Source organism: Rhodobacteraceae bacterium M385 (assembly GCA_025141835.1).
In the GTDB taxonomy this organism is placed as follows: domain Bacteria; phylum Pseudomonadota; class Alphaproteobacteria; order Rhodobacterales; family Rhodobacteraceae; genus Gymnodinialimonas.
This window is the reverse complement of sequence record CP081102.1, coordinates 3,711,524-3,733,432: the sequence shown is the minus strand read 5'-3', so window position 1 is coordinate 3,733,432 and position 21,909 is coordinate 3,711,524. Positions and strand designations below refer to the sequence as shown.

The following is a 21,909-nucleotide window of genomic DNA, read 5'->3' as shown; positions in this document are numbered from 1 at the left end:
GGCTGCGTCGGTACTCACATCAGGTCCGGTTCCCGGCCCACTTTGTTTGCCAGACGCGCCACGGTCAGGCCCTGCACGATGATCGAGAAGATCACGATCACATAAGTCACGGTCAGGATCAGCGGTTTCCATTCGCTATCGGGCAAAGATAGCGCCAGCGCGACGGATATACCGCCCTTCAACCCGCCCCATGTCATGATCTGGATCACCCCTGGCCCGAATGTACGGAACGGCTTGAGCATCAGGACCGGCACCGCCACGGCGGCCAAACGGCCCGCCAACGCCAGTGCGATAGACAGGACGGCGGTTGTCAGGATGTCGGTGTCGAGCACCACGGCGAACACCTCGAACCCGATCATCAGGAACAGGACCGCATTCAGGATCTCATCAATCAGCATCCAGAACGCATCCACATAGCGGCGAGTATCCTCGGACATGCCATCGCGCGCGCCGACATCGCCAATCAGAAGGCCCGCGCAAACGGCCATGATCGGGGCCGAGACATGCAGGTAGATCGCCAACTCGTACCCGCCGAAGGCAAGGCCAAGGGTCAGCAGGACCTCCAGCGATGGGTCATCAATGTGGCGCATGACGCGGAACACCAGCCACCCCAGGGCGATGCCCAGAACCGCGCCGCCCACGGCCTCCTGGAAAAACAATTGCGCCGCTGCGGCCACGCCACTGCCGTGGTGATCGTCGCCGGGAAAGGCCAGCCCCACGAGGACAAGGAACACCACGTAGCCAACGCCATCGTTAAACAGGCTTTCGCCTGCGATCTGAGTCTCCAGCGGTTTGCGCAGGTTCGCCTCTCGCAACACGCCAAGCACGGCAACCGGGTCGGTGGGAGAGATCAGCGCCCCGAAGACCAGCGCCACCAGAAGCGGCATTCCGGTCAGCCACGAAAAGCCCACGCCGATGAGTACGGTGGACAAAACCACCCCCATCGTGGCCATCAGGAGCACCACTGGCCAGACCTTGCGCAGGTCCGACAGCTTCACATGCAACGCGCCGGCAAACAGCAACAGGCCCAACATCCCCTCTAACAGCGCGTCCGAGAAGTCGATGCCAAGCACGACGCTGCGCACTTGATCTGCGATCAACAGGTCAAAGGCCCAATCCACCCCAAGGATGGCGAAAGAGCTGACCAAAGCCACCACAAGGATGCCAATGGCCGAGGGCAGCTTCAGGAACAGATAATTTATCGCCCCAAAGGCGCCCGCCAATACGATCAGCAAAGAGGTAATTTGGAGGATGTTCATGAATGGCCTGTCCGTTTGCGGTTTTGGGTGGTCTACCACGGTTGAGGCGGTAATTCGTCCAGAAAGTTGCGGGGGCGGGGCCTTGGCGCCATCCTTGTGACGCTGCGGCCTGAATTGACCGATGCGCTGCCGCCTCCTAGCGTTTCAGGCCATTAGGCCAAGGAGACCCGGCGATGATCCCGACCCTGCGTGTTTTGATCCACATGGGCAGTTTGCAACGGCTGTTGCCGTTCTGGCTGGTGGGCGTTGTGGCGATGGCCATGTTCTGGACGCCGTGGCTGCTGCTGGCGCTCGCCTATGGGGTGCTGGTGCAATTCATCGTGGAGTACGTGCTGCACCGGTTCGTCTATCACCGTGAGCCGCCCGCCGATCAAGGGCTATTCAATGACCTCTACCGCACCCATATCGGCCATCATGAATTCCCTACGGACCCAGAGTTCTTTACCGGCGGAGATCACTGGTTTGCGGTGCGTTTCGGCGTAGCCTCGGTGGCGCTTCATACGCTGGCACTCTGGCCGTTCGTGGGCTTTGCGCCCGCGCTGTTGTGGGCCTCTACCGCGCTGTTTGTCGGCTCGGTCAGCGCCTTCACCTTCTACGAGTTCTGCCACACGCTGGCGCATCTGAACGTGCCGAAGGGCTGGTTCGGCACCCGCGTGACCCATTCCCACCTGCGCCACCATTTCAACGACCATGAGAGCAATTTTCACGTCAGCTTTGGCATGGGCTGGATTGATCGGCTCTTTGGCACTCCTTACGACCGCGATACCGCCAAGACCCGCTTTGATCGCGACACCATTATGTCCCTTGGGATGAACCCTGAGGACCTGCGCCTTGTCACCGCCCGCAAGGCCTTTGGCCTTCCAGTGCACGTTGGACGGCGGCGGTAAGGGCGCCCCGGGCCAAGGCCCGGTCTACGGGGTGGCTGGTTCAGCGCAGGCTTTCACAGACGTTTGCTTAATCCTGAAATCTCCTGTATGGGCACCACATCTGAGACGTGACGCCCTGACCCCGGCGCATGGAATGATAGGGGGGTCGGCGGCAATGGGGCCGCCATTTTGATGAGGGACCGCGCAGGGGCGCGGAGTGCCCTCGTATAGGAAACGCATATGTTCAACATTGTGAAGAAAGAGATCCAGTGGGGCGAAGAGACGCTGACACTGGAAACGGGCCGTGTGGCGCGTCAGGCCGATGGGTCTGTAATTGCGACGCTGGGTGAGACCAGCGTCATGGCGAACGTCACGTTCGCAAAAGCACCGAAGCCGGGAATGGATTTCTTCCCGCTGACGGTTCACTACCAAGAGAAATACTACGCGGCCGGTAAAGTGCCCGGCGGTTTCTTCAAGCGTGAGGCCCGCCCCACCGAGAAAGAAACGCTGACAGCACGTCTGATCGACCGTCCGATCCGCCCTCTGTTCGTCCCCGGTTTCAAAAACGAAACCCTGGTGATGTGTACGGTTCTGTCCCACGATCTGGTTAACGACCCCGACATGGTCGCGATGATCGCAGCCTCTGCCGCGCTGACCATTTCCGGCGCGCCGTTCCGTGGCCCGATTGCCGGTTGCCGCGTTGGTTTCGAGGATGGCGAGTACATCCTGAACCCCGAGATCGACGACATGCACGATCTGCGCAACAACCCTGATCAGCGCCTTGATCTGGTTGTCGCCGGCACCAAAGACGCCGTGATGATGGTTGAGTCTGAGGCCTATGAACTGACCGAAGCAGAAATGCTCGGTGCGGTGAAATTCGCCCACGACAGCATCCAGCCCGTCATCGACCTGATCATTGATCTGGCCGAAGATGCCGCGAAAGAGCCGTTTGACTTCCAAGCGCCCGACTACTCGGAGCTGTTCGCAGCTGTGAAGGCCGCTGGCGAAGACAAAATGCGTGAAGCCTATGCCATCACCGACAAGCTGGAGCGTCAGGCCGCTGTGGCAGCCGTCAAAGAAGGCGTGAAAGAAGGTCTTTCCGAAGAGCAGTTGGAAGATCCAAACCTCTCCGCAGCCCTGAAGAAGCTGGAATCCACGGTTCTGCGTTCGGACGTTGTGAAAAACGGTCGCCGCATTGATGGCCGCGCGCTGGACGAAGTGCGTGACATCGTGTCCGAGACCAAAGTTCTGCCACGGACCCACGGCTCTGCCCTGTTCACCCGTGGTGAGACCCAAGGTCTGGTTGTGACCACGCTTGGCACCGGCGACGATGAGCAGTTCATCGACGCGCTGCACGGCAACTTCAAATCCAACTTCCTGCTGCACTACAACTTCCCTCCCTATTCGGTGGGTGAAGCTGGTCGTGTGGGCCCTCCCGGCCGTCGTGAAATCGGCCACGGTAAGCTGGCTTGGCGTGCGCTTCAGGCGGTTCTGCCTGCGGCAACTGACTTCCCCTACACCGTCCGCGTGGTCTCCGAGATCACCGAATCCAACGGCTCGTCCTCGATGGCGTCCGTTTGCGGTGGCTCCCTGTCCATGATGGACGCAGGCGTTCCTCTGAAAGCTCCGGTCGCTGGCGTTGCCATGGGTCTGGTTCTGGAAGAAGACGGCTCTTACGGCATTCTGACCGACATTCTGGGTGACGAAGATCACCTGGGCGACATGGACTTCAAAGTGGCCGGTACAGAAGCGGGCATCACGTCCTTGCAGATGGACATCAAGGTCGCTGGCATCACGCAAGAGATCATGGAAAAGGCACTGGAGCAGGCCAAAGCGGGCCGTCTTCACATCCTTAAAGAGATGTCCAAGGCCGTGACCGAAGCGGGTGAGTTCTCTGAGCATGCCCCACGGATCGAGACGATGCAGATCCCAACCGACAAGATCCGTGAAGTGATCGGTTCTGGCGGTAAGGTCATCCGTGAAATCGTTGAAGTGTCCGGCGCCAAAGTCGACATCAACGACGAAGGCATCATCAAGATCGCCTCGCCAAACGGTGAAGCCATCAAGAAGGCCTACGACATGATCCACTCGATCGTGGCAGAGCCCGAAGAAGGCAAAATCTACAAAGGCAAGGTCGTGAAGATCGTCGATTTCGGCGCCTTCGTGAACTTCTTCGGCAAACGCGACGGTCTGGTCCACGTGTCCCAGATCAAGAACGAGCGCCTGAACCACCCTTCCGACGTCCTTTCCGAGGGTCAGGAAGTTTGGGTCAAACTGCTCGGCTTTGACGATCGCGGTAAAGTCCGTCTGGCCATGAAAATGGTAGATCAGGCGACTGGCGAAGAAGCAGCGGCTGAATAAGCCCTCCTGCCATAGAATAGGAAAAGGCCCCGGCGGAAACGCACGGGGCCTTTTTCAATTGTTCAGCTTTATGCGCTCAGCCGGTGCGGTGTGCTGAAACTTTTGCGGTGCTGGGAAGGCGTGATGCCCCGGATCGTGCGGAACACGCGGCGGAAGGTTTCCTGGCTGGCGAAACCGGCGGTCATCGACAGGTCATCAAGGCTAAGCTCTGTGGTTTCCAGCAGCTCTGCGGCAAAGGCCACACGCTGACGCATCAGCCATTTCTGCGGCGTTTCCCCGGTCGTTTCCACCATGCGGCGCAGTAACGTCCGCTCGCTCAGGCCCGCATGATCGGCCATATCGGCGATGGACCAGGGCCGGTCCAACTGCGCCCGAACGGAATCGAGCAGCGCCGAGATCTGGCCACCGCGTTCTGGCGGGACGGGGGCGGGGATGAACTGTGACTGTCCGCCTTCGCGCATCGGGGCCATGACCAACCGCTTTGCCACCACATTGGCCCGCGCCGCGCCGTAGTCTCGCCGGACAACATGCAGGCACAGGTCTATCCCCGCCGCGGACCCGGCAGAGGTCAGGATGGTGCCGTTATCGACGAACAGCACGTCAGGGCGCACGTTGATCTGCGGGTAACGCGCGGCCAGCGCGTCGGTATAGCGCCAATGGGTCGTGGCCTCGGCCCCGTCCAGCAACCCGGCGGCGGCCAGCACGAAAACGCCTGAACAAATGGAGGCAATCCGCGCGCCGTTGGCGTGGGCCTTGCGCAGCGCGTCACACAGGTCATCGGGGACGGGGGTATCTATCCCACGCCAGCCGGGCACTAGGATCAGGCTGGCATCGTGCAGCGCCGGAAGGTTGTGCTCTGCCGCGACGGCAATTCCGCCCGTGGCGTGAAGCGGCCCCGGCTCGGCGGCCACAACCTTATGGCGATACCAATCGGGGAACTCGGGGCGGGGCAGGGCGAAGACCTCTAACCCGATGCCGAACTCGAACATGCACAAGCCATCGTAGGCAAGAACACACACGAGAGGGCGGGTTTCGGTCGCTTTGGCGGATTTTGACTGTTCTTTGTCCATTACGCCAATATGCACATCCCTGCGCATTTGCCAAGTTAGGGACAGAAGCAAACTTGGAGAGCCTGACATGACACCGACTTCCCCTAGCCCCGTCGCCGCCACCCCCGCCGCAAACGCACAGGACGCGCTGGCCCATTTCTCGGCCCGCCTGACGTTTGAAACGGACTGCTGGGACACCAACGCAGCGCTCAGCGCCGGGGCCACGGACTTTGTCCTGATCGACGTGCGCAACGCTGAATTGTACCGCGCGGGCCATGTGCCTACGGCCATTCACCTGCCCGTGGGCAAGATGACCGAGCGCAAGATGACCTCTTGGCCGGAAGGTACGTTGTTCGTCGTCTACTGCGCCGGACCCCATTGCAACGGCGCGAACAAGGCCGCCGTGCGCCTCGCGTCCCTTGGCCTGCCGGTAAAGGAAATGATCGGCGGCATCACTGGCTGGATTGATGAAGGGTTTACTCTGAACACCGTTGAAGCTGCCGCAACTACAGCCCCAAACATCGCGGCTGAATAAGTCCTGACGACTGAAAAACAGAAAAAGGAAAAGACCATGAGCAACATGAACGCCGTCGTTTGGTTCGACATCTATGTGGACGACTTGGACCGGGCCGCCGCCTTTTACCAAACCGTCCTTGGCCGCCCGTTAGAGCCGATGGAAGACCCCACCGGTGAGACCCAGATGAAAAGCTTCCCCGCCGACATGAGCGCATATGGTGCCGCCGGCGCACTCACCAAAGCGCCCTTTGCCTCGCCGGGTGTGGGCGGCACGATCATCTACTTCGCGTCGGAAGACGTGGCGGTGGAAGAGGCGCGGGTGGCCGAGGCAGGCGGCGTGGTGATCCGCCCGAAATTCTCCATCGGAGAGTTCGGATTCGTGAGCCTTTGCCAAGACACGGAAGGCAACATGTTCGGCATGAACTCGATGAAGTAACGCGAGATCGGGCGGCTCTCTGGGGTTGCGCGATTCTGTTCTTTCCGACGGAAGATCGGCTATTTCACGCCAGAATCGGCCATCGGGCAGGATTTCCTTACGCAGATGTGACCAAAAGCGACCGGTTAGGGTCTTGTCCACAAGCCCTTGGGTTGAAACATTAGGGTTAAGTGATTCCACACGATCTCCGTTAGGATAGACTGCCATGCTGACCCGTCGCCATTTCATCATCACCACGACCACGCTGTTTTCCGGCGCGATCGCCGCGCCCGCGCTTGCGCAAGATGCCGTGGGGATCGAGATTGACGAAGCCGCAGATACCGCGGGCGGCACCGGGCCAAACCCGTGGGGCCTTCACCAGCGCTTCATGCCGACGCGCGTGGCGGCCAATAGCGGGCTGAACGTGGGGGATATCCACGTCGACCCGACGGCGCGGTTCCTTTACCACATCGAAGAAGGCGGCACGGCTATGCGCTATGGCGTGGCAGTGGGCCGCGCTGGCTTGTATCAGCCCGGCAACTTCCGCATTCAGCGCGTAGCCGAATGGCCGTCCTGGACGCCCACTGCCAACATGATCGCGCGCGAGCCAGAGGTGTATGGCCAATACGCTGGCGGCGTGCCCGGCGGCCCGAACAACCCCCTTGGGGCCCGTGCACTATACCTGTTCGCCGGTGGCCGTGACACGTACCTGCGTATTCACGGTACCCCGCAGCCTTGGTCCATCGGCACCTCGGCCTCTTCCGGCTGTGTGCGCCTGGTCAACGACCACGTGATCGCGCTGGCTGAAAATGTGCGCACCGGTAGCCGCGCTGTTCTGCACAGCTAAGACCGCATCAACATTCCATGAAAAAGCCCCGAGCACTGCCGGGGCTTTTTTGGTTTTGACAGGCAGACCGGGCCTTGGCCCGGCGTCCGCTCCCCCGGGCCAAGGCCCGGTCTACGGATATCGGTCAGGTTAACCGGGCAGTTTCGCCATGCGCAGGTAGGGCAGTTTGGTGTCGATGGCACCGTATTTGGCGATCGCGTCATCATCAGAGACAGCCACGGGAACCACAACGTCCTGGCCCGGCACCCAGTTGGCGGGCGTGGCGACGTTTTCCTTGGCGGCGGTCTGAAGCCCATCCAAAGCGCGGAGCACTTCGGCAAAGTTGCGGCCCACGTTCATCGGATAGGTCATGGACAGTTTCAGCTTCTTGTCCGGCCCGATGATGAAGACAGAGCGCACGGTGGCGGTATCATTCGGAGTGCGGCCATCGGGCAGGTAGGCCTCCGCCGGAAGCATATCGAAGGCTTTCGATACGGCCAGCTCAGGGTCCGCGATGATGGGGAAAGTCGGCTCAGCACCCGCGAAGGACTGAATGTCCGATTTCCAGCGCTTATGCTCTTCCACCCCATCGACGGAAACGCCGATGACCTTGGTGTTGCGCGCGGCCCATTCATCGGCCAGTTGCGCCACGGCACCGAATTCGGTCGTGCAGACGGGAGTGAAATCCTTGGGGTGAGAGAACAGGATCGCCCATTGGTCGCCTACAAAATCGTGCAGCGACATGGAACCGTGGTCGGTCTCGACTGTGATGTTGGGGATCTCATCGTTGATACGCAGGCCCATAGTGTAGCTCCTTCATTGCGTGCTGTGTGTCTGACGCAAACCTAAGCATTCTGAGCGCGGTTAACAGTGACAATATCACAGATTAGGTGTGCTGTTCGGGACCGTCCGGAGGGCGGAAAACGGCTGTCCCAATGATTGGGGGATGATGGTCCGGTGGGTCTTGCGAAGACCCGCGCCCCCTGTCACGGTCCCGCCCGACATCTAACAGGAGGCGACCATGAGCAACGCAAAGAACTTCTACATCGACGGCAAATGGGTGGCACCGGCCAAGCCCCGCGACATGGCGGTGATCGACCCGTCGACCGAAGAAGTGTGCGAAACGATCTCGCTTGGCGATCAGGCTGATACCGATGCGGCCGTCGCCGCCGCGCGCCGCGCCTTTTCAACGTGGAGTCAGACCGCCCCGGCAGAGCGTATCGCCGTGGCAGAAAAGCTGCTGGAGGTCTACAAGGCCCGCTCCGAAGATATGGCTCAGGCCATCAGCCGCGAAATGGGCGCCCCCCAGGATTTGGCACGGGCGCAGCAAGTGGGCGCGGGCTCGTGGCATTTGGAGGGTTTTATCCGGTCCGCCAAGGATTTCGTCTGGGATCATCCCTTGGGGGATTGGGCCCCGACAGAACGCACGGTCTATGAGCCGATTGGCGTTTGCGCCCTGATTACGCCGTGGAACTGGCCGATGAACCAAATCGTGTTGAAGGTGGTGCCCGCGCTGTTGACCGGATGCACGATGATCCTGAAACCATCAGAAATTGCGCCCCTGTCGGGCATATTGTTCTCGGAATTGATGGACGAGGCCGGCGTGCCTGCGGGTGTCTACAACATGGTGAACGGCGACGGTCCGGGCGTCGGCAGCCAGCTTTCTGCCCACAAGGACGTGGATATGGTGAGCTTTACCGGCTCCACCCGGGCGGGGCGTCTGATCTCGAAGGCGGGGGCCGAGACGATCAAGCGGATTTCGCTGGAATTGGGCGGCAAAGGCGCGAATATCATTTTCGCCGATGCCGACGAGAAGGCCGTGAAGCAAGGTGTGATCCGCTGCTTCCGCAACACAGGCCAATCGTGCAACGCGCCAACGCGGATGTTGGTGGAACGCTCACGCTATGATGAAGCGGTTGAGCAAGCGGCCGAGGCGGCAGCAAAAGTGACTGTGGGCCCGGCGTCCGAGGAAGGTCGCCACATTGGCCCTGCGGTCAGCGAATTGCAGTTCAACAAGATCCAGGACCTGATCCAGGTGGGGATTGATGAAGGCGCGAAGCTGATTGCCGGTGGCACGGGGCGGCCAGAGAACCTGAACCGGGGCTACTACATCCGCCCCACGGTGTTTGCCGATGTCACGCCGGACATGACGATCTACCGCGAAGAGATTTTCGGGCCGGTGCTGTCGATCATGCCGTTTGACAGCGAGGAAGAGGCTGTGGCGATTGCCAATGACACCGACTACGGCCTGACCAACTATGTGCAGACGGGCGATGTTGAGAAATTGCGTCGGGTCGGGCGTCAGCTGCGCTCGGGCATGGTTGAGGGAAATGGTCAGGGCTTTGCGCAGGGCTCTCCTTTCGGGGGGTACAAGCAGTCGGGCAACGGACGCGAGGGCGGGCGATTTGGCCTGCACGAGTTCCTGGAGACCAAGGCGATTTCCGGCTGGGGATGACCCTGACTGAGGGGGGAGACGCTGGCCCGCGATTTTGCGGGGCAAAATGCGAGCGTCGCCCCTCCCACCCTCCCGCGGGGTGGAAACGCGGGCGCTTGTGCGTGTTGCGGGCGAGGGAGCCTCCGGCGGGAGGTGTAAGGCCAAGGTGAAATCAGGGCGTTACGTTTAGAACGGGACCTTGGCGCGGAAAGTCATGCCGATGCCGCCATCGGGGTGGCGTAGTTTCAGGCTTTCGGCGTGGAGCATCAGGCGCGGGAAGTCGCGGGCCGGGCCTGTGGCGTAAAACGGATCGCCCAGAATGGGGTGGCCGATTTCCAACATATGGACGCGGAGTTGGTGGGAACGCCCGGTTTTCGGGTATAGCCGCATGCGCGTGGTGCCGCCGTCTTCCAGCCGCATCCGCCGCCAATCGGTTTGGGCGGGTTTGCCAGTTTCATAGTTCACATGTTGCAGGGGGCGATTGGGCCAATCGACGATGAGGGGGAGGTCGATGTGACCCTCTTTCTCGGCGACTTCGCCCCATACGCGGGCGACGTAGGTTTTCTTGGTATGGCGTTTCTCGAATTGCAGGCCGAGGTGGCGTTGCGCGTGGGGCGTGCGGGCGAAGACCATGACGCCGGAGGTGTCCATATCCAAGCGATGCACGAGGAGCGTTTCGGGGAAGGCTGCTTGCAGGCGAGAGATCAGGCAATCGGCCAGATGCTCTCCCTTGCCGGGGACAGAGAGGAGGCCTGAGGGTTTGTTGACCAGCAGCAGCTCGTGATCTTCGTGGATGATATCCAGCGGGGTGTCGGGCGGCGCATAGGTGAAGGTGGGGTTCAAGGGAGCTACCGCGCTGTAAGGTAAAAGAGGAGATTCAGGGCAATAAGCGCGATGGTCAGGGCAAGCAAGATATGGCGTTCCACCCGGTCTTTGGGGCTGGAGAGCCAGTATTTCGCTTGGGTGATGAAGTTGCTGGTTGAGGGGAACATCAGCCCTGTTTGATCGACGCTACGGCGGCGAAAGCGGAAGAGGGTGCGGAACATCATGAAGGCCCAAGCGACGAAAATGAGGCCCTGGAGGCTGAGAAAGATGATTTGGATTGCGGACATCTGTTGTTCCCCTTCCCGCAGGCGCGAAATCGAGTGCTTTAATACGCGTCTGGATATCGCGGCGCATGGCGAGTAATAGCAAGGGGAATGCCCGGCGCAAAGGTGCCCGTCGGCCGCGTGTCAGATCCCGATGAAGGGCTGCGCCAGGCGGGGCAGGAGGCTTTGGAACTTCAGCTTTGCGTCGGTGGCAACAAGGCAGATGCAATCCTCGCCGGGGTCGGCGATGGGTTGGTGGGTGACTTGGGTGTCGGCGACCTCTAGGTCGCCTCGGGCAAACACGCCGCCCTCATCGCGAAACGCACCTTTCAGGACCAGCGTCATTTCGGCTCCGTTGTGGCTGTGCACAGGCATGGCGCGGCCTGCGGGGATCAGCAACAGGCGGGCGGTGCCGTTGTCGTCGGAATGCAGCACGCATTGTTTCACGCCGCCCCCAAGGGACCGCCATTGCACGGCGTCTTCATCGCCACCCACGACGATTTGCAGCGGCCTAGGAAAGGTGCCAGCGATCGCGGTTGTGGGTGTCTTGCGATCGGACAGAGGGCCACCGAGGATCTTCGCCATTGTCTGCTCGAAGCTGACCTCATCAACGGGGGCGGCCTCCAGATCTTCGGCGTCCATATCGTCCAACACGGCACCACCCAGGGCTTCGAACGTCTCCAACCGGGCCCGCGCGTCATCGCTGAGCGAGACATGCGTTGCCAGCACCAGATCAAAGGCTTTCGCCAATGTTCCGGTCGCGTAGCCCATCAGCACGTCGTCAGGGGCGGAGTGGTGAATATCTGTCATCAAGGTATCAAATTTCGGTTTGTTTCAGTTCATCGCGTGTCGGAGCCGTTCAAGCGCTAACCTAATTCGCGACTTGATCGTGCCAAGGGGCAGGCCCGTTTCTAGTGAAATCTCTGCGTGGGAAAGATCGCCGAAATAGGCCCGGCGTATCAGAATGCGTTGCTTGTCCGGCAGGTCTTCCAGCGCTTGGGCAAGGCGTGCGCTATCTTGTTGGAAAGCGATCACATCGGCCTGATCGGGCGGCTGGTCGGGGCCCCAAGGAAGCTCTTCCGGGTCAGGGCGAGCGGACCGACGCAACAGGTCAATCTTGCGGTTTCGGGCAATCGTAAAGATCCACGTCGCCACAGAGGCGCGCGACGGGTCGAACATATGAGCCTTGCGCCAAAGGGTGGCCATGACGTCCTGCATACAATCCTCGGCAAGGCTGGGATCAGCCCCGGATTTGATCAGAAACGCCTTCACCCGAGGGGCGAAATGCCGAAAGACCTCGGCAAAGGCATCTTGATCTTGGTTCTGCGCAATAGCTGCCACTTTGGCGGCCCAATACGCGGGAGAGGGTTCTTTTGCCGTCACGATCATTCCACGCGGTGTATCCGTTGAGGCACGCCTTACTTGGCGTCCTTCGCAAGACCAGCGCTCAAACATAGTGGTCGCTCGTAAACAGCTTATGCATGTTACGGCGCAGCGCCTAGAGTGGATCACTCTTTCTTGGCGAAAGGTTCAGTAGCGGCCTACAGCGTAGCAAGCGCGGTGCGGTAGGTTTCATGGGCGCGGGCCCAAACGCCTTGGTTAATGCGGGGCAACGCTTGCAGGTGGGGCAGGAGCTGGTCTGCGAAATCTTCGGAGCTTTCCAGCGGCAGAAGTGAGGGCAGGTTATCAATCGCCATCACGTCGAGGGGCGGCTCTTGCACGACCCGAAGAATTGGCTCTGCCCATGTGGTGACGCGGTCATAGACCTTCACGGGAGAAAAATCCGAACTCGGATCACAGGCGATATCGCCAATCACCCGCAGGGCGCGGGGTGCTTGGGCGGCATCGGCAGGCACAAATACGGGTACGCCTTCCATCGCCAGAATGCAGTTGAGGAAGATATTGTGGGCCAATACCTCGGGGAAGGGGCCGCCGTGGGCAGTCTCTGCCATGTCCCAAGCGGTAGGTGTGACGCCAATCTGGGACAGGAACGCCGTGGCGCCTGTTCCGGTGCGCCCCAACGCGCCGATGATAAGGGCTGTTGGGGTGGGTGCGTTGGTGGCAGCAAGGCGGTCTTGGATATCGGCCACCAAATCTTGCTGATTTTCCCATGTGGTGACGGGGCCCACAGCCTTGCTGCCATGTTGCGCGGCCCATGCCGCCACGCTGAGGGCGGCGCCCACAAAGCCCGCCCAATAGCCGAAAGCCGCAACCCGGCGTTGCCGATCATCGACCAGATACTCCAGATCATATAGGCCGCCGCCGCCCGCCTTGAACCGCGCCAGAAGGTCCAGCCCATCGGCTTGGCCCTTGAAGGCATGGCCGAACAGAATGTGGCGATGTCGCAAAGGCCCGGTATCGAAGGGCAGCTCTTTCAGGCCGAAGATAACCGCATCGTCTGGCGCATCACGCCACGACCCGGCAGGTGCAATCGCCGCGCCCGTCTGGCGGTAGCCGTCAATCGGCAGGACGCGGGTGGGGCTGTCTTCTACGGTGACCCGCATGCCCTCGGCCATCAGCCGGGCGACACCTGCGGGCGTGATCCCCACGCGGCGTTCATTGGCGCGTTCTTCCGCGCGAACCCAAAGATGCATCAGTACCCCACCGTGCTGCGAATGAAGGGCAGAGCCGCTGCGGCGGCAATGCCGACGCCCGCGCCAACCGCAAGGCGGATACCGGGCGTGCCAAAGGCGGGGGCCGCAAGGGACAGCAAGCCGCAAATGGCCGCGTAGAACGAGAGTGCGATCATATCCATAGGCGCAACGCTAACAGGCGTTTTGCACTCGCGCTAGGACCAGCTTACATCGCCAAGGAAGATGTAGCCCGCCCCGTAGATCGTCTTGATCAGACGGGGGTTCTTGGGGTCTTCGCCCAGTTTCGTGCGCAGCCGTGAGATCCGCACATCCATGGCCCGGTCGAAGCTATCGCCTGCCGCGCCGCCGAGGCTTTCCTGCATTTGTTGCCTGGAGATCAACCGCTTGGGCGCGTTGAGGAACAGGCGCAGCACCTCTCCTTCCGCATGAGAGAACGTGGTTTCCGCACCGCTTTCATCGGTCAGCACATAGCTTTCAAACTGTGCCGTCCAGCCGTTGAAACGCGCCGTGTTCTGGGCGCGGTCGGGCGCTTTGGGGCTGCGTAGGCGGGCGCGGACGCGGGCGATCACCTCGGCGGGATCAAACGGTTTGATGATGTAATCATCGGCCCCCAACTCCAGCCCCGTCACCCGGTCCTGCACCTGAGCGCGGCCCGAGATGATGATAATCGCCGCCCCTGATTCCAGCGCCAGACGGTGGACCACAGCAAGACCATCGCGGTCCGGCAGGCCCAGATCCACAAGGCAGACATCGGGGGTTGTGTGGCGCAGAGCGGCCTCAAACTCGGTGGCGCGGGCGAAGGTGGCGGTGCGAAAGCCTGCGTCTTGCAGGGCTTCCGACAGCATCGCGCGGATTTGCGGTTCATCATCAAGGATGGAAACGAGGGGCTCGGTCATTGCGGGGCCTCCAAGGCCAATAGATGCGTCAACGCGGCGGAATCGAGCGGTTTGCGCAGAACGGGCCAGTGATCTGCCCCGGCACAATAGCGCGGATCTTCTGGCGGGAGCGAGGTCATCAAGGCCAGTTTCAGCGCCGGTTGACGACTTGAGATAGACCGCAGCAAGGCGACGCCATCGGTGCCCCCAAGGTTGATATCAGACAGCACCCAATCAAGGCCGGGCAGATCGGCCAAGGTATCAGCCTCTTCCGCCGAAGCGGCCTCGATCACTTGGTGGCCCAAGTCCGTTAGCAAATCGCGGACATGGGTGCGGATGTCGGGGATGTCATCGACCAGAAGGATCAGTCGGGGACGCGCCTCGGCCTCGGCGGGGCGCAGGGGCAGGCGCAGGGTCACACAGGCTCCATCGTCCGAGTTCGAAAGCCGCAAGGTGCCGCCTGCCAGCTTCACCAGATCATAGACCATCGTCAGGCCAAGGCCCGACCCCTCATCCCCCTTTGTGGTGAAAAACGGGTTCAGCGCCTGTTCCAACGCGTCTTCTGAAAAGCCGCGCCCGGTGTCGCTGACGGTGATTTCCAGCCAAGTATCCAGCACGCTGCATACCTCTAGCGCGATGTGGCCAGGCGCGGTGCCAATCCCATCGCGGGCGTTCAGCACAAGGTTCAGCAAGCCATCCTGCAAACTGCCTGCATCCAACATCAGCGCCGGGAGGGAAAGATCATTCGTGACCGAAATCGTCACCCCATCGGGCAGCGTCGCTTCGGCCAGAGGGGTGAAGCTGTCCAGAAAATCCTGCACCACAACGGGGGCGGCTCGCACGTCCCGCGCGCCGGTCATGTTGGCGATCTTGTCCAGCAACAACCCGCCCCGCCGCACCGCCATGCGGGTGGCCCCGGTCAATTCATGGGCGCCGTGGGGCAGGGGAAGTTTTTCCAGCCGCGCTTGCAGGCCAAGGATGATTGTCAGCAGATTGGCAAAGTCATGGGCAAGACCGCTGGTCAATTGCACCGCGAGTTCGCGCTTGTGGGTCTGTTCCAACGCGGTGCGTGCCTGGGTTTCCTCGGTCACATCGGTGGAGAGCAGGTAAACACCGCCATCGGCCTGTTCATCGGGGGTAAAGGCCGTGCGGATACGGCGGCCCGAGGCCGGGTCGGTGAATTCCAGCACTGAAGGATCGCCGCCAATGGCGCGCGCAAGGGAAGGGCGCAGGATGGCTGCGGCCTCGGCGCCCAAGGCCTGCTCAAACGAATTCCCGATTATATCGTTAGCCCGCCCCGGCAAAACCGCAGACAAGCGGTTGTTGGTGAAGGTGTATTTCCCGCTCGCATCAAGATGGCCGATATGGGCGGGGGTCATTTCCGTGACCAGACGTGTGCGCGCCTCCATCTCGGTCAGGGCGGCTTTGGCCTCTTGCAACTGGCTGATGGTGGCGGCGAGGTGGCGGTTGGTTAACGCCAGTTCCTCGGTGTGGGTCAGGACTTGATCCGACAGTTCCTCGGACCGGGACCGAAGCAGCATTTCCTGCCGTTTGGTGGCGGTGATATCGGTATAAACCGCGACCCATCCGCCATCGGGCAAGGGGGAGCCTTCGATGCTGATCGCCCGCCCATTGGCGCGGACCCGTTCCACGTAGTGGGGCAGAAACGCCAAAGCCTGATCGACGCGGACTTGCACGAAAGCCTCTACATCATCGACCTCTCCGTATTCGCCTTGGCGCACCAGATAGGTGATCGTTTCATCAAAACGAGCGCCGGGGGTGACGAGGTGGGGCGGCAAGCCGAACATCTCTTGAAACGGGCGATTGCACACGGCCAGCCGCAGATCCGCGTCGTAAATCGACAAGGCCTGTTGGATCAGGTTCAGACCTGCGCGGGTAAAAGATTCCGTATTTCGATCACGTGCCATGACCCTATGGCTAGCGGTCCAAAGCGCTGCCGCCAAGGCCGCCCGAGGCGCTGTTACAATTTGAAAGGATTGCGACAAAGTCACGTAACTCTTGACCGCCAACCCTGATGTGGCACGGTGGTGCTGCTTGCGTAGCGCTCCACGTCAGAGGGCGCACTGGGCACACGTCGACCGGGAGGGTCGGCGAAGGGAGGATAGTTTGGCTGATACAAAACCGTCGACAGGCGCGCTGCAATCCGTGCCTGCGCTTCTGCGCCGCAATGCGGCTGAATTCGCGGGCCGTGCGGCGTACCGCGAAAAAGAATACGGCATCTGGCAAAGCTGGACCTGGAGCCAAGCGCTGGAAGAGATCGAGGCGCTGTCCCTTGGGTTGATCGGCCTTGGCCTGAACCGGGGCGACTATGTCGCCATCATTGGCCGGAACCGCCCTGCATTGTATTGGTCCATCGTTGCCGTTGAAATGGCCGGCGGCGTGCCGGTGCCCCTGTATCAAGACGCCGTCGCGGAAGAGATGACTTACGTGTTGGAGCACTGCGGTGCCCGCTTCGTGATTGGGGGCGACCAAGAACAAGTCGATAAGGTGATCGAGGCGCAGGAGACCCTGCAAGGGATCGAGCAGATCATCTACGTGGACCGACGCGGGATGCGCAAATACGACCAAACCATGATGAACGCGCTGGAAGATGTGCAGGCCGAAGGCCGCGCCGAGCGTCAGCGTTTGCTGCCAGAATTGCAGGCCCGCGAGGCCGAACTGACCTACGACAGCACCTGTGTGATGCTTTATACCTCGGGCACCACGGGCAAGCCCAAGGGCGTGGTTCTGTCAAACCGCAACATAATCGAGACCTCCAAAGCGTCGTGTGAATTCGACGACCTGCGGATGGAGGATGAGGTTTTGGCCTATCTTCCAATGGCTTGGGTGGGGGATTTCATCTTCTCCATCGGGCAGGCCTATTGGACGGGCTTCTGCGTCAACTGCCCCGAAAGCGCGGAAACGATGATGACCGACCTGCGCGAGATTGGGCCAACCTATTTCTTCGCCCCGCCGCGCGTGTTCGAGACGCTGCTGACCAGCGTGATGATCCGTATGGAAGACGCGGGCCGCTTCAAGAAGCGCCTGTTTGACCGGGCCATGGCACGCGCCAAGGAAACGGGTCCAAAGATCCTGGACGGCAAACCCGTGAGCGGTGCAGATAAGCTGGCCTACGCGATGGACAACCTTCTGGTGATCGGGCCGCTCAAGAACACTCTGGGCATGAGCCGGGTGCGCGTGGGTTACACTGCGGGCGAAGCCATCGGCCCGGAAATCTTTGATTTTTATAGAGCTTTGGGCATCAACCTGAAGCAGCTTTACGGCCAGACCGAAGCCAGCGTGTTCATCACCCAGCAACCCGATAGCGAAGTGCGTCCCGATACGGTTGGTGTGCCGTCGCCGGGAGTTGAACTGAAGATCGGCGAGAATGGAGAGGTGTTTTATCGTTCTCCGGGCACGTTTGTGGAATACTACAAGAACCCCGAAAGCACCGCCTCGACCAAAGACCCCGAAGGCTGGGTCGCGACCGGCGACGCGGGCTTTATCGAAGAAGGCTCGGGGCATCTGCGTATCCTCGACCGGGCCAAGGACGTGGGCAAAATGGCCCAGGGCGGACTGTTTGCGCCGAAGTTTGTGGAGAACAAGCTGAAGTTCTACCCCGATATTCTGGAAGCCGTTGTTTTTGGGGCGGAAAAGGAGTTCTGCACCGCTTTCATCAACATCGATCTGAGCGCCGTGGGCAACTGGGCCGAGCGCAACAATATCGCTTATGCGTCTTATCAGGAATTGGCGGGGCATCCGCAGGTTCTGGCCTCGCTCAAGGGGCATGTGGAAGCGGTTAACAAATCGGTCGCCGAAGACCCGATGCTGGCCCATTGCCAGGTCTCTAGGTTCCTTGTGTTGCACAAGGAATTGGACGCCGATGACGGGGAAATGACCCGTACACGCAAGGTGCGTAGACGGATCGTGGAAGAGAAGTTCGCGGACCTTCTGGACGCGCTTTATGGTGGAAAAACAGAGCAATACACTGAAACGGAAGTGACTTATGAGGATGGCCGGAAGGGCAAAATCACGGCCACTTTGCAGATCATTGATGCGGCGACAGTTAACGTGGGCAACGCCCAAATGGCGGCGGAATGATGGGTGGGTTTGCTGCGCAAAACGCGCGTGCTGAACGCACGACGCCCCACCCACCATCCCACAGGGTCGGAGATTTGAAGAATGCTTGATCAGGCAGAAGGTCACGTGACCGCAGATGGGCGCAAGATTGGGCCTGTGGTTTTGGAGATGCGCGAAATTACCCTTAGATTTGGGGGGGTTGAGGCGATCAAGAACATCTCGTTCGATGTGCGCGAAGGCGAGATTCGGGCCATCATCGGGCCGAACGGGGCGGGGAAATCTTCGATGCTGAACGTCATCAGCGGCTTCTATCATCCGCAAGAGGGGCAAGTGATGTATCGCGGGGCGCAGCGGCCCTCGATGCGGCCCTATCAAGTGGCCCGCCAAGGCATCGCGCGCACGTTTCAGAACATCGCTTTGTTTGAGGGGATGAGCGTTCTCGACAACGTCATGACCGGGCGTTTGAATCACATGAACGCGGGCCTTTTGAGCCAAGCGAAGTGGTGGGGAAAGGCCGAGAAGGAAGAGGTTGCGAACCGCGCGAAGGTTGAAGAAGTTATTGATTTTCTTGAGATTCAAGCGATCCGCAAAACGCCCGTTGGCCGCTTGCCCTATGGCCTGAAAAAGCGCGTCGAACTGGCCCGCGCCTTGGCCGCAGAGCCACAGATTCTGCTGTTGGACGAGCCTATGGCGGGCATGAACGTGGAGGAGAAAGAAGACATGTCGCGCTTCATCCTCGACGTGAATGATGAGTTCGGCACCACCATCGTTTTGATCGAGCATGACATGGGCGTGGTGATGGACCTTTCCGACCGCGTCGTGGTGATGGATTACGGCAAAAAGATCGGTGACGGCACGCCCGATGAGGTGCGCAACAACCAAGAAGTGATCGACGCGTATCTGGGCGTGGCCCATGACTGAATCGGCTGTACACATTCTGTACACACGGGGCGCACATTTCGTGCATACGGCGGCTGTCGCCGCGTTGGCGCTGGCGGCCCCGGCCTCGGCGCAGATTGAAGGCGGCTTCGAGGCGTTCCAAGCCCGTTGCCTGACGCCGATGCTGGAGGTCCGCGAAACCGATGTGACCGGGCTGACCCGCGTCCCGCACCGCGCGGCGTGGGAGACATGGCGCCCGGACGACGCGGCATGGGAGTTGCAACGGGCCTTGCCCGGTGCGGTCGTCCAATATTGCGCCATCAACGGCCCGATTGAGGCGGAAGTCGCGCCCTGGGCCGAAGCGGCGGTTGCGTCGGGCGATTACATTCGCATCGACCGAGAACCCTACACCCTTCAAACGACGACGCTGCGAGAGCCGCGCCTAGAGATCGAAATCGACCGGGAAGCCACGCCAATGCATCTGACCGTCATTGAAACGAATTTGGAGAGCTGAGACATGCCTGACCAGTTAATTTTTGCGATGGAAGTCACGCTCAACGGGCTGATGACCGGGGTGATGTATGCGCTGGTGGCGCTGGGGTTCGTCTTGATCTTCAAGGCGTCCGGCATCTTCAACTATGCCCAAGGGGTCATGGCGCTGTTTGCGGCGATGACGCTGGTGGGCATTCAGGACGGCAGGGTGCCTTTCGCGCATCTGATTAACGAGATCTTCGGCACCGACATCCACCACTTCGGCTGGCATGTGCCCGCACTGGGCGCGATTTTGTTAACGGTCGTGGTGATGATCGCCTTCGCCTATCTGGTGCAGCGCTTCGTGTTCAAACATCTGGTGGGCCAAGAGCCGATCATTCTGTTCATGGCGACCATCGGTTTGGCCTACTTCCTTGAAGGCGTGAGCGACCTGATGTGGGGGAGCGAGATTCGCAACCTCGACGTGGGGCTGCCGCAGGGGATCAACGATTGGATCGACATCACCACATTCGAGATTTTTGGCTACGGCTTCTTCATCGACAACCTTGATATGGCCGCCACGCTGATCGCCGCGATTCTTGTGATGGGGCTGATTGCCTATTCGCAATACACCAAGAATGGCCGGGCGATGCGGGCGGTGGCGGACGATCACCAAGCGGCGCTGAGCGTTGGCATCTCGCTCAACTACGTGTGGGTTCTGGTCTGGTCGCTGGCGGGCATCGTCGCGCTGGTGGCGGGGATCATGTGGGGCAGCAAATCTGGCGTGCAGTTCTCGCTTAGCTTGATCGCGCTGAAGGCGTTGCCGGTGCTGATGCTGGGCGGCTTCACGTCGATCCCCGGCGCGATTGTCGGCGGGCTTATCATTGGCGTCGGAGAGGCGCTGTTTGAATTCTCGGTCGGTCCGATGATCGGCGGGGCCACGGAAAACTGGTTTGCCTATGTGTTGGCGCTTTTGTTCCTCGTCTTCCGGCCACAGGGCCTGTTTGGCGAAAAAATCATCGAGAGGGTCTGAGGCATGTTTTACCGGGAAGCGGGCGATTTCAAAACGTCCTACAGCGAAGACAACCAGACGTTTCCGATCCTGTTTGATCGCTATCGTTACTACTTTGTGTTGGTTGTCGGGGCCTTGGTTATTCCGTTCATCCTGAACGATTACTGGGCGAACTCGATCCTGATCCCGTTCCTGATCTATTCGATCGCGGCGATTGGGCTGAACATTCTGACGGGCTATTGCGGGCAGGTATCGCTGGGCACCGGCGGGTTCATGGCGGTGGGGGCCTATACGTCCTACAAGCTGATGACGGCGTTTCCGGGGCTCGACATGATTTCCGTCGTGTTGTTGTCGGGCGTTATGACGGCGATGGTCGGCGTGGCGTTTGGCCTGCCGTCCCTGCGGATCAAGGGGTTCTATCTGGCGGTGGCGACCCTAGCGGCGCAGTTCTTTCTGGTGTGGCTGTTCAACAAGGTGCCGTGGTTCTACAACTACTCGGCCTCGGGGCAGATTTCCGCGCCTGAGCGAGATTTCTTTTACTTCACCAACATCGCCGTGACCGGGCCAAATGCCGAGAGCTGGGCGAAGTATATGTTCTGCTTCCTGTTCGCCTTCGTTTTGGCATGGGTGGCCCGCAACCTGACGCGCGGGTCCGTCGGGCGGCAGTGGATGGCGATCCGGGATATGGATATCGCGGCAGAGATCATTGGGGTGAATCCGCTGAAGGCGAAGTTGACGGCCTTTGCGGTGTCGTCATTCTACGTGGGTATTTCGGGGGCGCTGTTGTTCACGATCTATCTGGGCGCGGTGGAAGTGGGCGAGGCCTTTGGCATCAACAAGAGCTTCCTTGTGTTGTTCATGATTATCATTGGCGGGCTTGGCAGCATCTTCGGCAGCTTTGCGGGCGCGGCGTTTATGGTGATCTTGCCGGTGATGCTGCGCAACTTCATGTCCGGCGCGTTGGGATGGGACACGGCGCTGGCTACGCACTTCGAATTTGTCATCGTGGGCGGGCTGATCATGTTTTTCCTGATCGTAGAGCCACACGGATTGGCGCGTCTTTGGGCGCTGGCGAAAGAGAAATTGAGATTGTGGCCGTTCCCCCATTGAGCAGTCGCCTCTTTCGGGGGGCGCTATCAGGGAACAGCCATCGACGACCCCAAAGCTGGGAGGCTAGGGGATTT

The 21,909-nt window shown here is 60.5% G+C and carries 22 protein-coding genes; 11 read left to right on the top strand and 11 right to left on the bottom strand.

Going from position 1 to position 21,909, the window contains the following annotated elements:
* Positions 1-14: 14 nt before the first annotated feature.
* Positions 15-1,259 (bottom strand): sodium:proton antiporter, encoded by a 1,245-nt coding sequence (locus K3728_18340; protein ID UWQ95589.1) that lies wholly within the window; start codon positions 1,257-1,259, stop codon positions 15-17.
* A gap of 173 nt (positions 1,260-1,432) precedes the next feature.
* Here K3728_18340 and K3728_18335 point away from each other — a divergent pair, with 173 nt between their 5' ends.
* Both K3728_18335 and pnp read left to right on the top strand, forming a co-directional pair.
* On the top strand, positions 1,433-2,146 hold the full coding sequence (locus tag K3728_18335; GenBank protein ID UWQ95588.1) for a sterol desaturase family protein: 714 nt from the start codon (positions 1,433-1,435) through the stop codon (positions 2,144-2,146).
* 219 nt (positions 2,147-2,365) lie between these two features.
* Complete coding sequence (pnp, locus tag K3728_18330; protein UWQ95587.1) at positions 2,366-4,486, top strand: polyribonucleotide nucleotidyltransferase; 2,121 nt, start codon at positions 2,366-2,368, stop codon at positions 4,484-4,486.
* Between the two features lie 68 nt (positions 4,487-4,554).
* Here pnp and ftrA read toward each other — a convergent pair whose 3' ends face one another.
* Positions 4,555-5,625: a transcriptional regulator FtrA gene (gene ftrA, locus K3728_18325; protein ID UWQ95586.1), complete on the bottom strand. Its 1,071-nt coding sequence runs from the start codon at positions 5,623-5,625 to the stop codon at positions 4,555-4,557.
* Here ftrA and K3728_18320 point away from each other — a divergent pair.
* The 3 genes from K3728_18320 (at position 5,624) to K3728_18310 (ending at position 7,313) form a co-directional block, all read left to right on the top strand.
* Positions 5,624-6,070, top strand: a complete 447-nt coding sequence (locus K3728_18320; protein ID UWQ95585.1) for a rhodanese-like domain-containing protein — start codon at positions 5,624-5,626, stop codon at positions 6,068-6,070. The two genes, ftrA and K3728_18320, sit on opposite strands and share 2 nt — an antisense overlap.
* A 36-nt stretch (positions 6,071-6,106) precedes the next feature.
* Positions 6,107-6,487, top strand: coding sequence for a VOC family protein (locus K3728_18315; protein ID UWQ95584.1), 381 nt, complete (start codon positions 6,107-6,109; stop codon positions 6,485-6,487).
* A 205-nt stretch (positions 6,488-6,692) separates the two neighbouring features.
* Positions 6,693-7,313 (top strand): L,D-transpeptidase, encoded by a 621-nt coding sequence (locus K3728_18310; GenBank protein UWQ95583.1) that lies wholly within the window; start codon positions 6,693-6,695, stop codon positions 7,311-7,313.
* Positions 7,314-7,442: 129 nt separating this feature from the next.
* On the opposite strand, the gene K3728_18305 is transcribed toward K3728_18310, so the two are convergent.
* Entirely contained in the window at positions 7,443-8,096 is a 654-nt protein-coding gene (locus K3728_18305; protein ID UWQ95582.1) for a peroxiredoxin, read from the bottom strand.
* 217 nt (positions 8,097-8,313) lie between these two features.
* On the opposite strand from K3728_18305, the gene K3728_18300 reads away from it, so the two are divergent.
* Positions 8,314-9,747: an aldehyde dehydrogenase family protein gene (locus K3728_18300; protein UWQ95581.1), complete on the top strand. Its 1,434-nt coding sequence runs from the start codon at positions 8,314-8,316 to the stop codon at positions 9,745-9,747.
* A gap of 165 nt (positions 9,748-9,912) precedes the next feature.
* Here K3728_18300 and K3728_18295 read toward each other — a convergent pair whose 3' ends face one another.
* The 8 genes from K3728_18295 to K3728_18260 all read right to left on the bottom strand — a co-directional run bounded on the left by K3728_18295 (position 9,913) and on the right by K3728_18260 (position 16,211).
* A complete protein-coding gene (locus tag K3728_18295; GenBank protein ID UWQ95580.1) occupies positions 9,913-10,569 on the bottom strand; it encodes an RluA family pseudouridine synthase in 657 nt (218 codons plus the stop codon).
* A gap of 5 nt (positions 10,570-10,574) precedes the next feature.
* Positions 10,575-10,838 (bottom strand): hypothetical protein, encoded by a 264-nt coding sequence (locus tag K3728_18290; GenBank protein ID UWQ95579.1) that lies wholly within the window; start codon positions 10,836-10,838, stop codon positions 10,575-10,577.
* Between the two features lie 120 nt (positions 10,839-10,958).
* Positions 10,959-11,624, bottom strand: coding sequence for a ChrR family anti-sigma-E factor (locus K3728_18285; protein ID UWQ95578.1), 666 nt, complete (start codon positions 11,622-11,624; stop codon positions 10,959-10,961).
* 24 nt (positions 11,625-11,648) lie between these two features.
* Positions 11,649-12,203: a sigma-70 family RNA polymerase sigma factor gene (locus tag K3728_18280; protein UWQ95577.1), complete on the bottom strand. Its 555-nt coding sequence runs from the start codon at positions 12,201-12,203 to the stop codon at positions 11,649-11,651.
* Positions 12,204-12,355: 152 nt separating this feature from the next.
* Positions 12,356-13,411: a saccharopine dehydrogenase gene (locus K3728_18275; protein ID UWQ97626.1), complete on the bottom strand. Its 1,056-nt coding sequence runs from the start codon at positions 13,409-13,411 to the stop codon at positions 12,356-12,358.
* Complete coding sequence (locus tag K3728_18270; protein UWQ95576.1) at positions 13,408-13,569, bottom strand: hypothetical protein; 162 nt, start codon at positions 13,567-13,569, stop codon at positions 13,408-13,410. The genes K3728_18275 and K3728_18270 overlap by 4 nt, the downstream gene beginning before the upstream one ends.
* A 33-nt stretch (positions 13,570-13,602) precedes the next feature.
* Positions 13,603-14,304: a response regulator transcription factor gene (locus K3728_18265; GenBank protein ID UWQ95575.1), complete on the bottom strand. Its 702-nt coding sequence runs from the start codon at positions 14,302-14,304 to the stop codon at positions 13,603-13,605.
* The gene (locus K3728_18260) at positions 14,301-16,211 is read right to left on the bottom strand and encodes a PAS-domain containing protein (GenBank protein ID UWQ95574.1); all 1,911 of its coding nucleotides are present in this window, start codon (positions 16,209-16,211) and stop codon (positions 14,301-14,303) included. The genes K3728_18265 and K3728_18260 overlap by 4 nt, the downstream gene beginning before the upstream one ends.
* Positions 16,212-16,410: 199 nt before the next feature.
* Between K3728_18260 and K3728_18255 the strand changes: the two genes are divergently transcribed.
* The 5 genes from K3728_18255 to K3728_18235 all read left to right on the top strand — a co-directional run bounded on the left by K3728_18255 (position 16,411) and on the right by K3728_18235 (position 21,835).
* Positions 16,411-18,384 carry an AMP-binding protein gene (locus tag K3728_18255; GenBank protein ID UWQ95573.1) on the top strand — a complete coding sequence of 658 codons (1,974 nt, stop codon included), beginning with the start codon at positions 16,411-16,413 and terminating at the stop codon, positions 18,382-18,384.
* An 81-nt stretch (positions 18,385-18,465) separates the two neighbouring features.
* The gene (locus tag K3728_18250; GenBank protein ID UWQ95572.1) at positions 18,466-19,284 is read left to right on the top strand and encodes an ABC transporter ATP-binding protein; all 819 of its coding nucleotides are present in this window, start codon (positions 18,466-18,468) and stop codon (positions 19,282-19,284) included.
* Complete coding sequence (locus K3728_18245) at positions 19,277-19,756, top strand: hypothetical protein (GenBank protein UWQ95571.1); 480 nt, start codon at positions 19,277-19,279, stop codon at positions 19,754-19,756. Before K3728_18250 ends, K3728_18245 begins: the two co-directional genes overlap by 8 nt.
* Before the next feature lie 3 nt (positions 19,757-19,759).
* Positions 19,760-20,746, top strand: coding sequence for a branched-chain amino acid ABC transporter permease (locus K3728_18240; protein ID UWQ95570.1), 987 nt, complete (start codon positions 19,760-19,762; stop codon positions 20,744-20,746).
* Between the two features lie 3 nt (positions 20,747-20,749).
* Positions 20,750-21,835: a branched-chain amino acid ABC transporter permease gene (locus tag K3728_18235; GenBank protein ID UWQ95569.1), complete on the top strand. Its 1,086-nt coding sequence runs from the start codon at positions 20,750-20,752 to the stop codon at positions 21,833-21,835.
* The last annotated feature ends 74 nt before the right edge of the window (positions 21,836-21,909 follow it).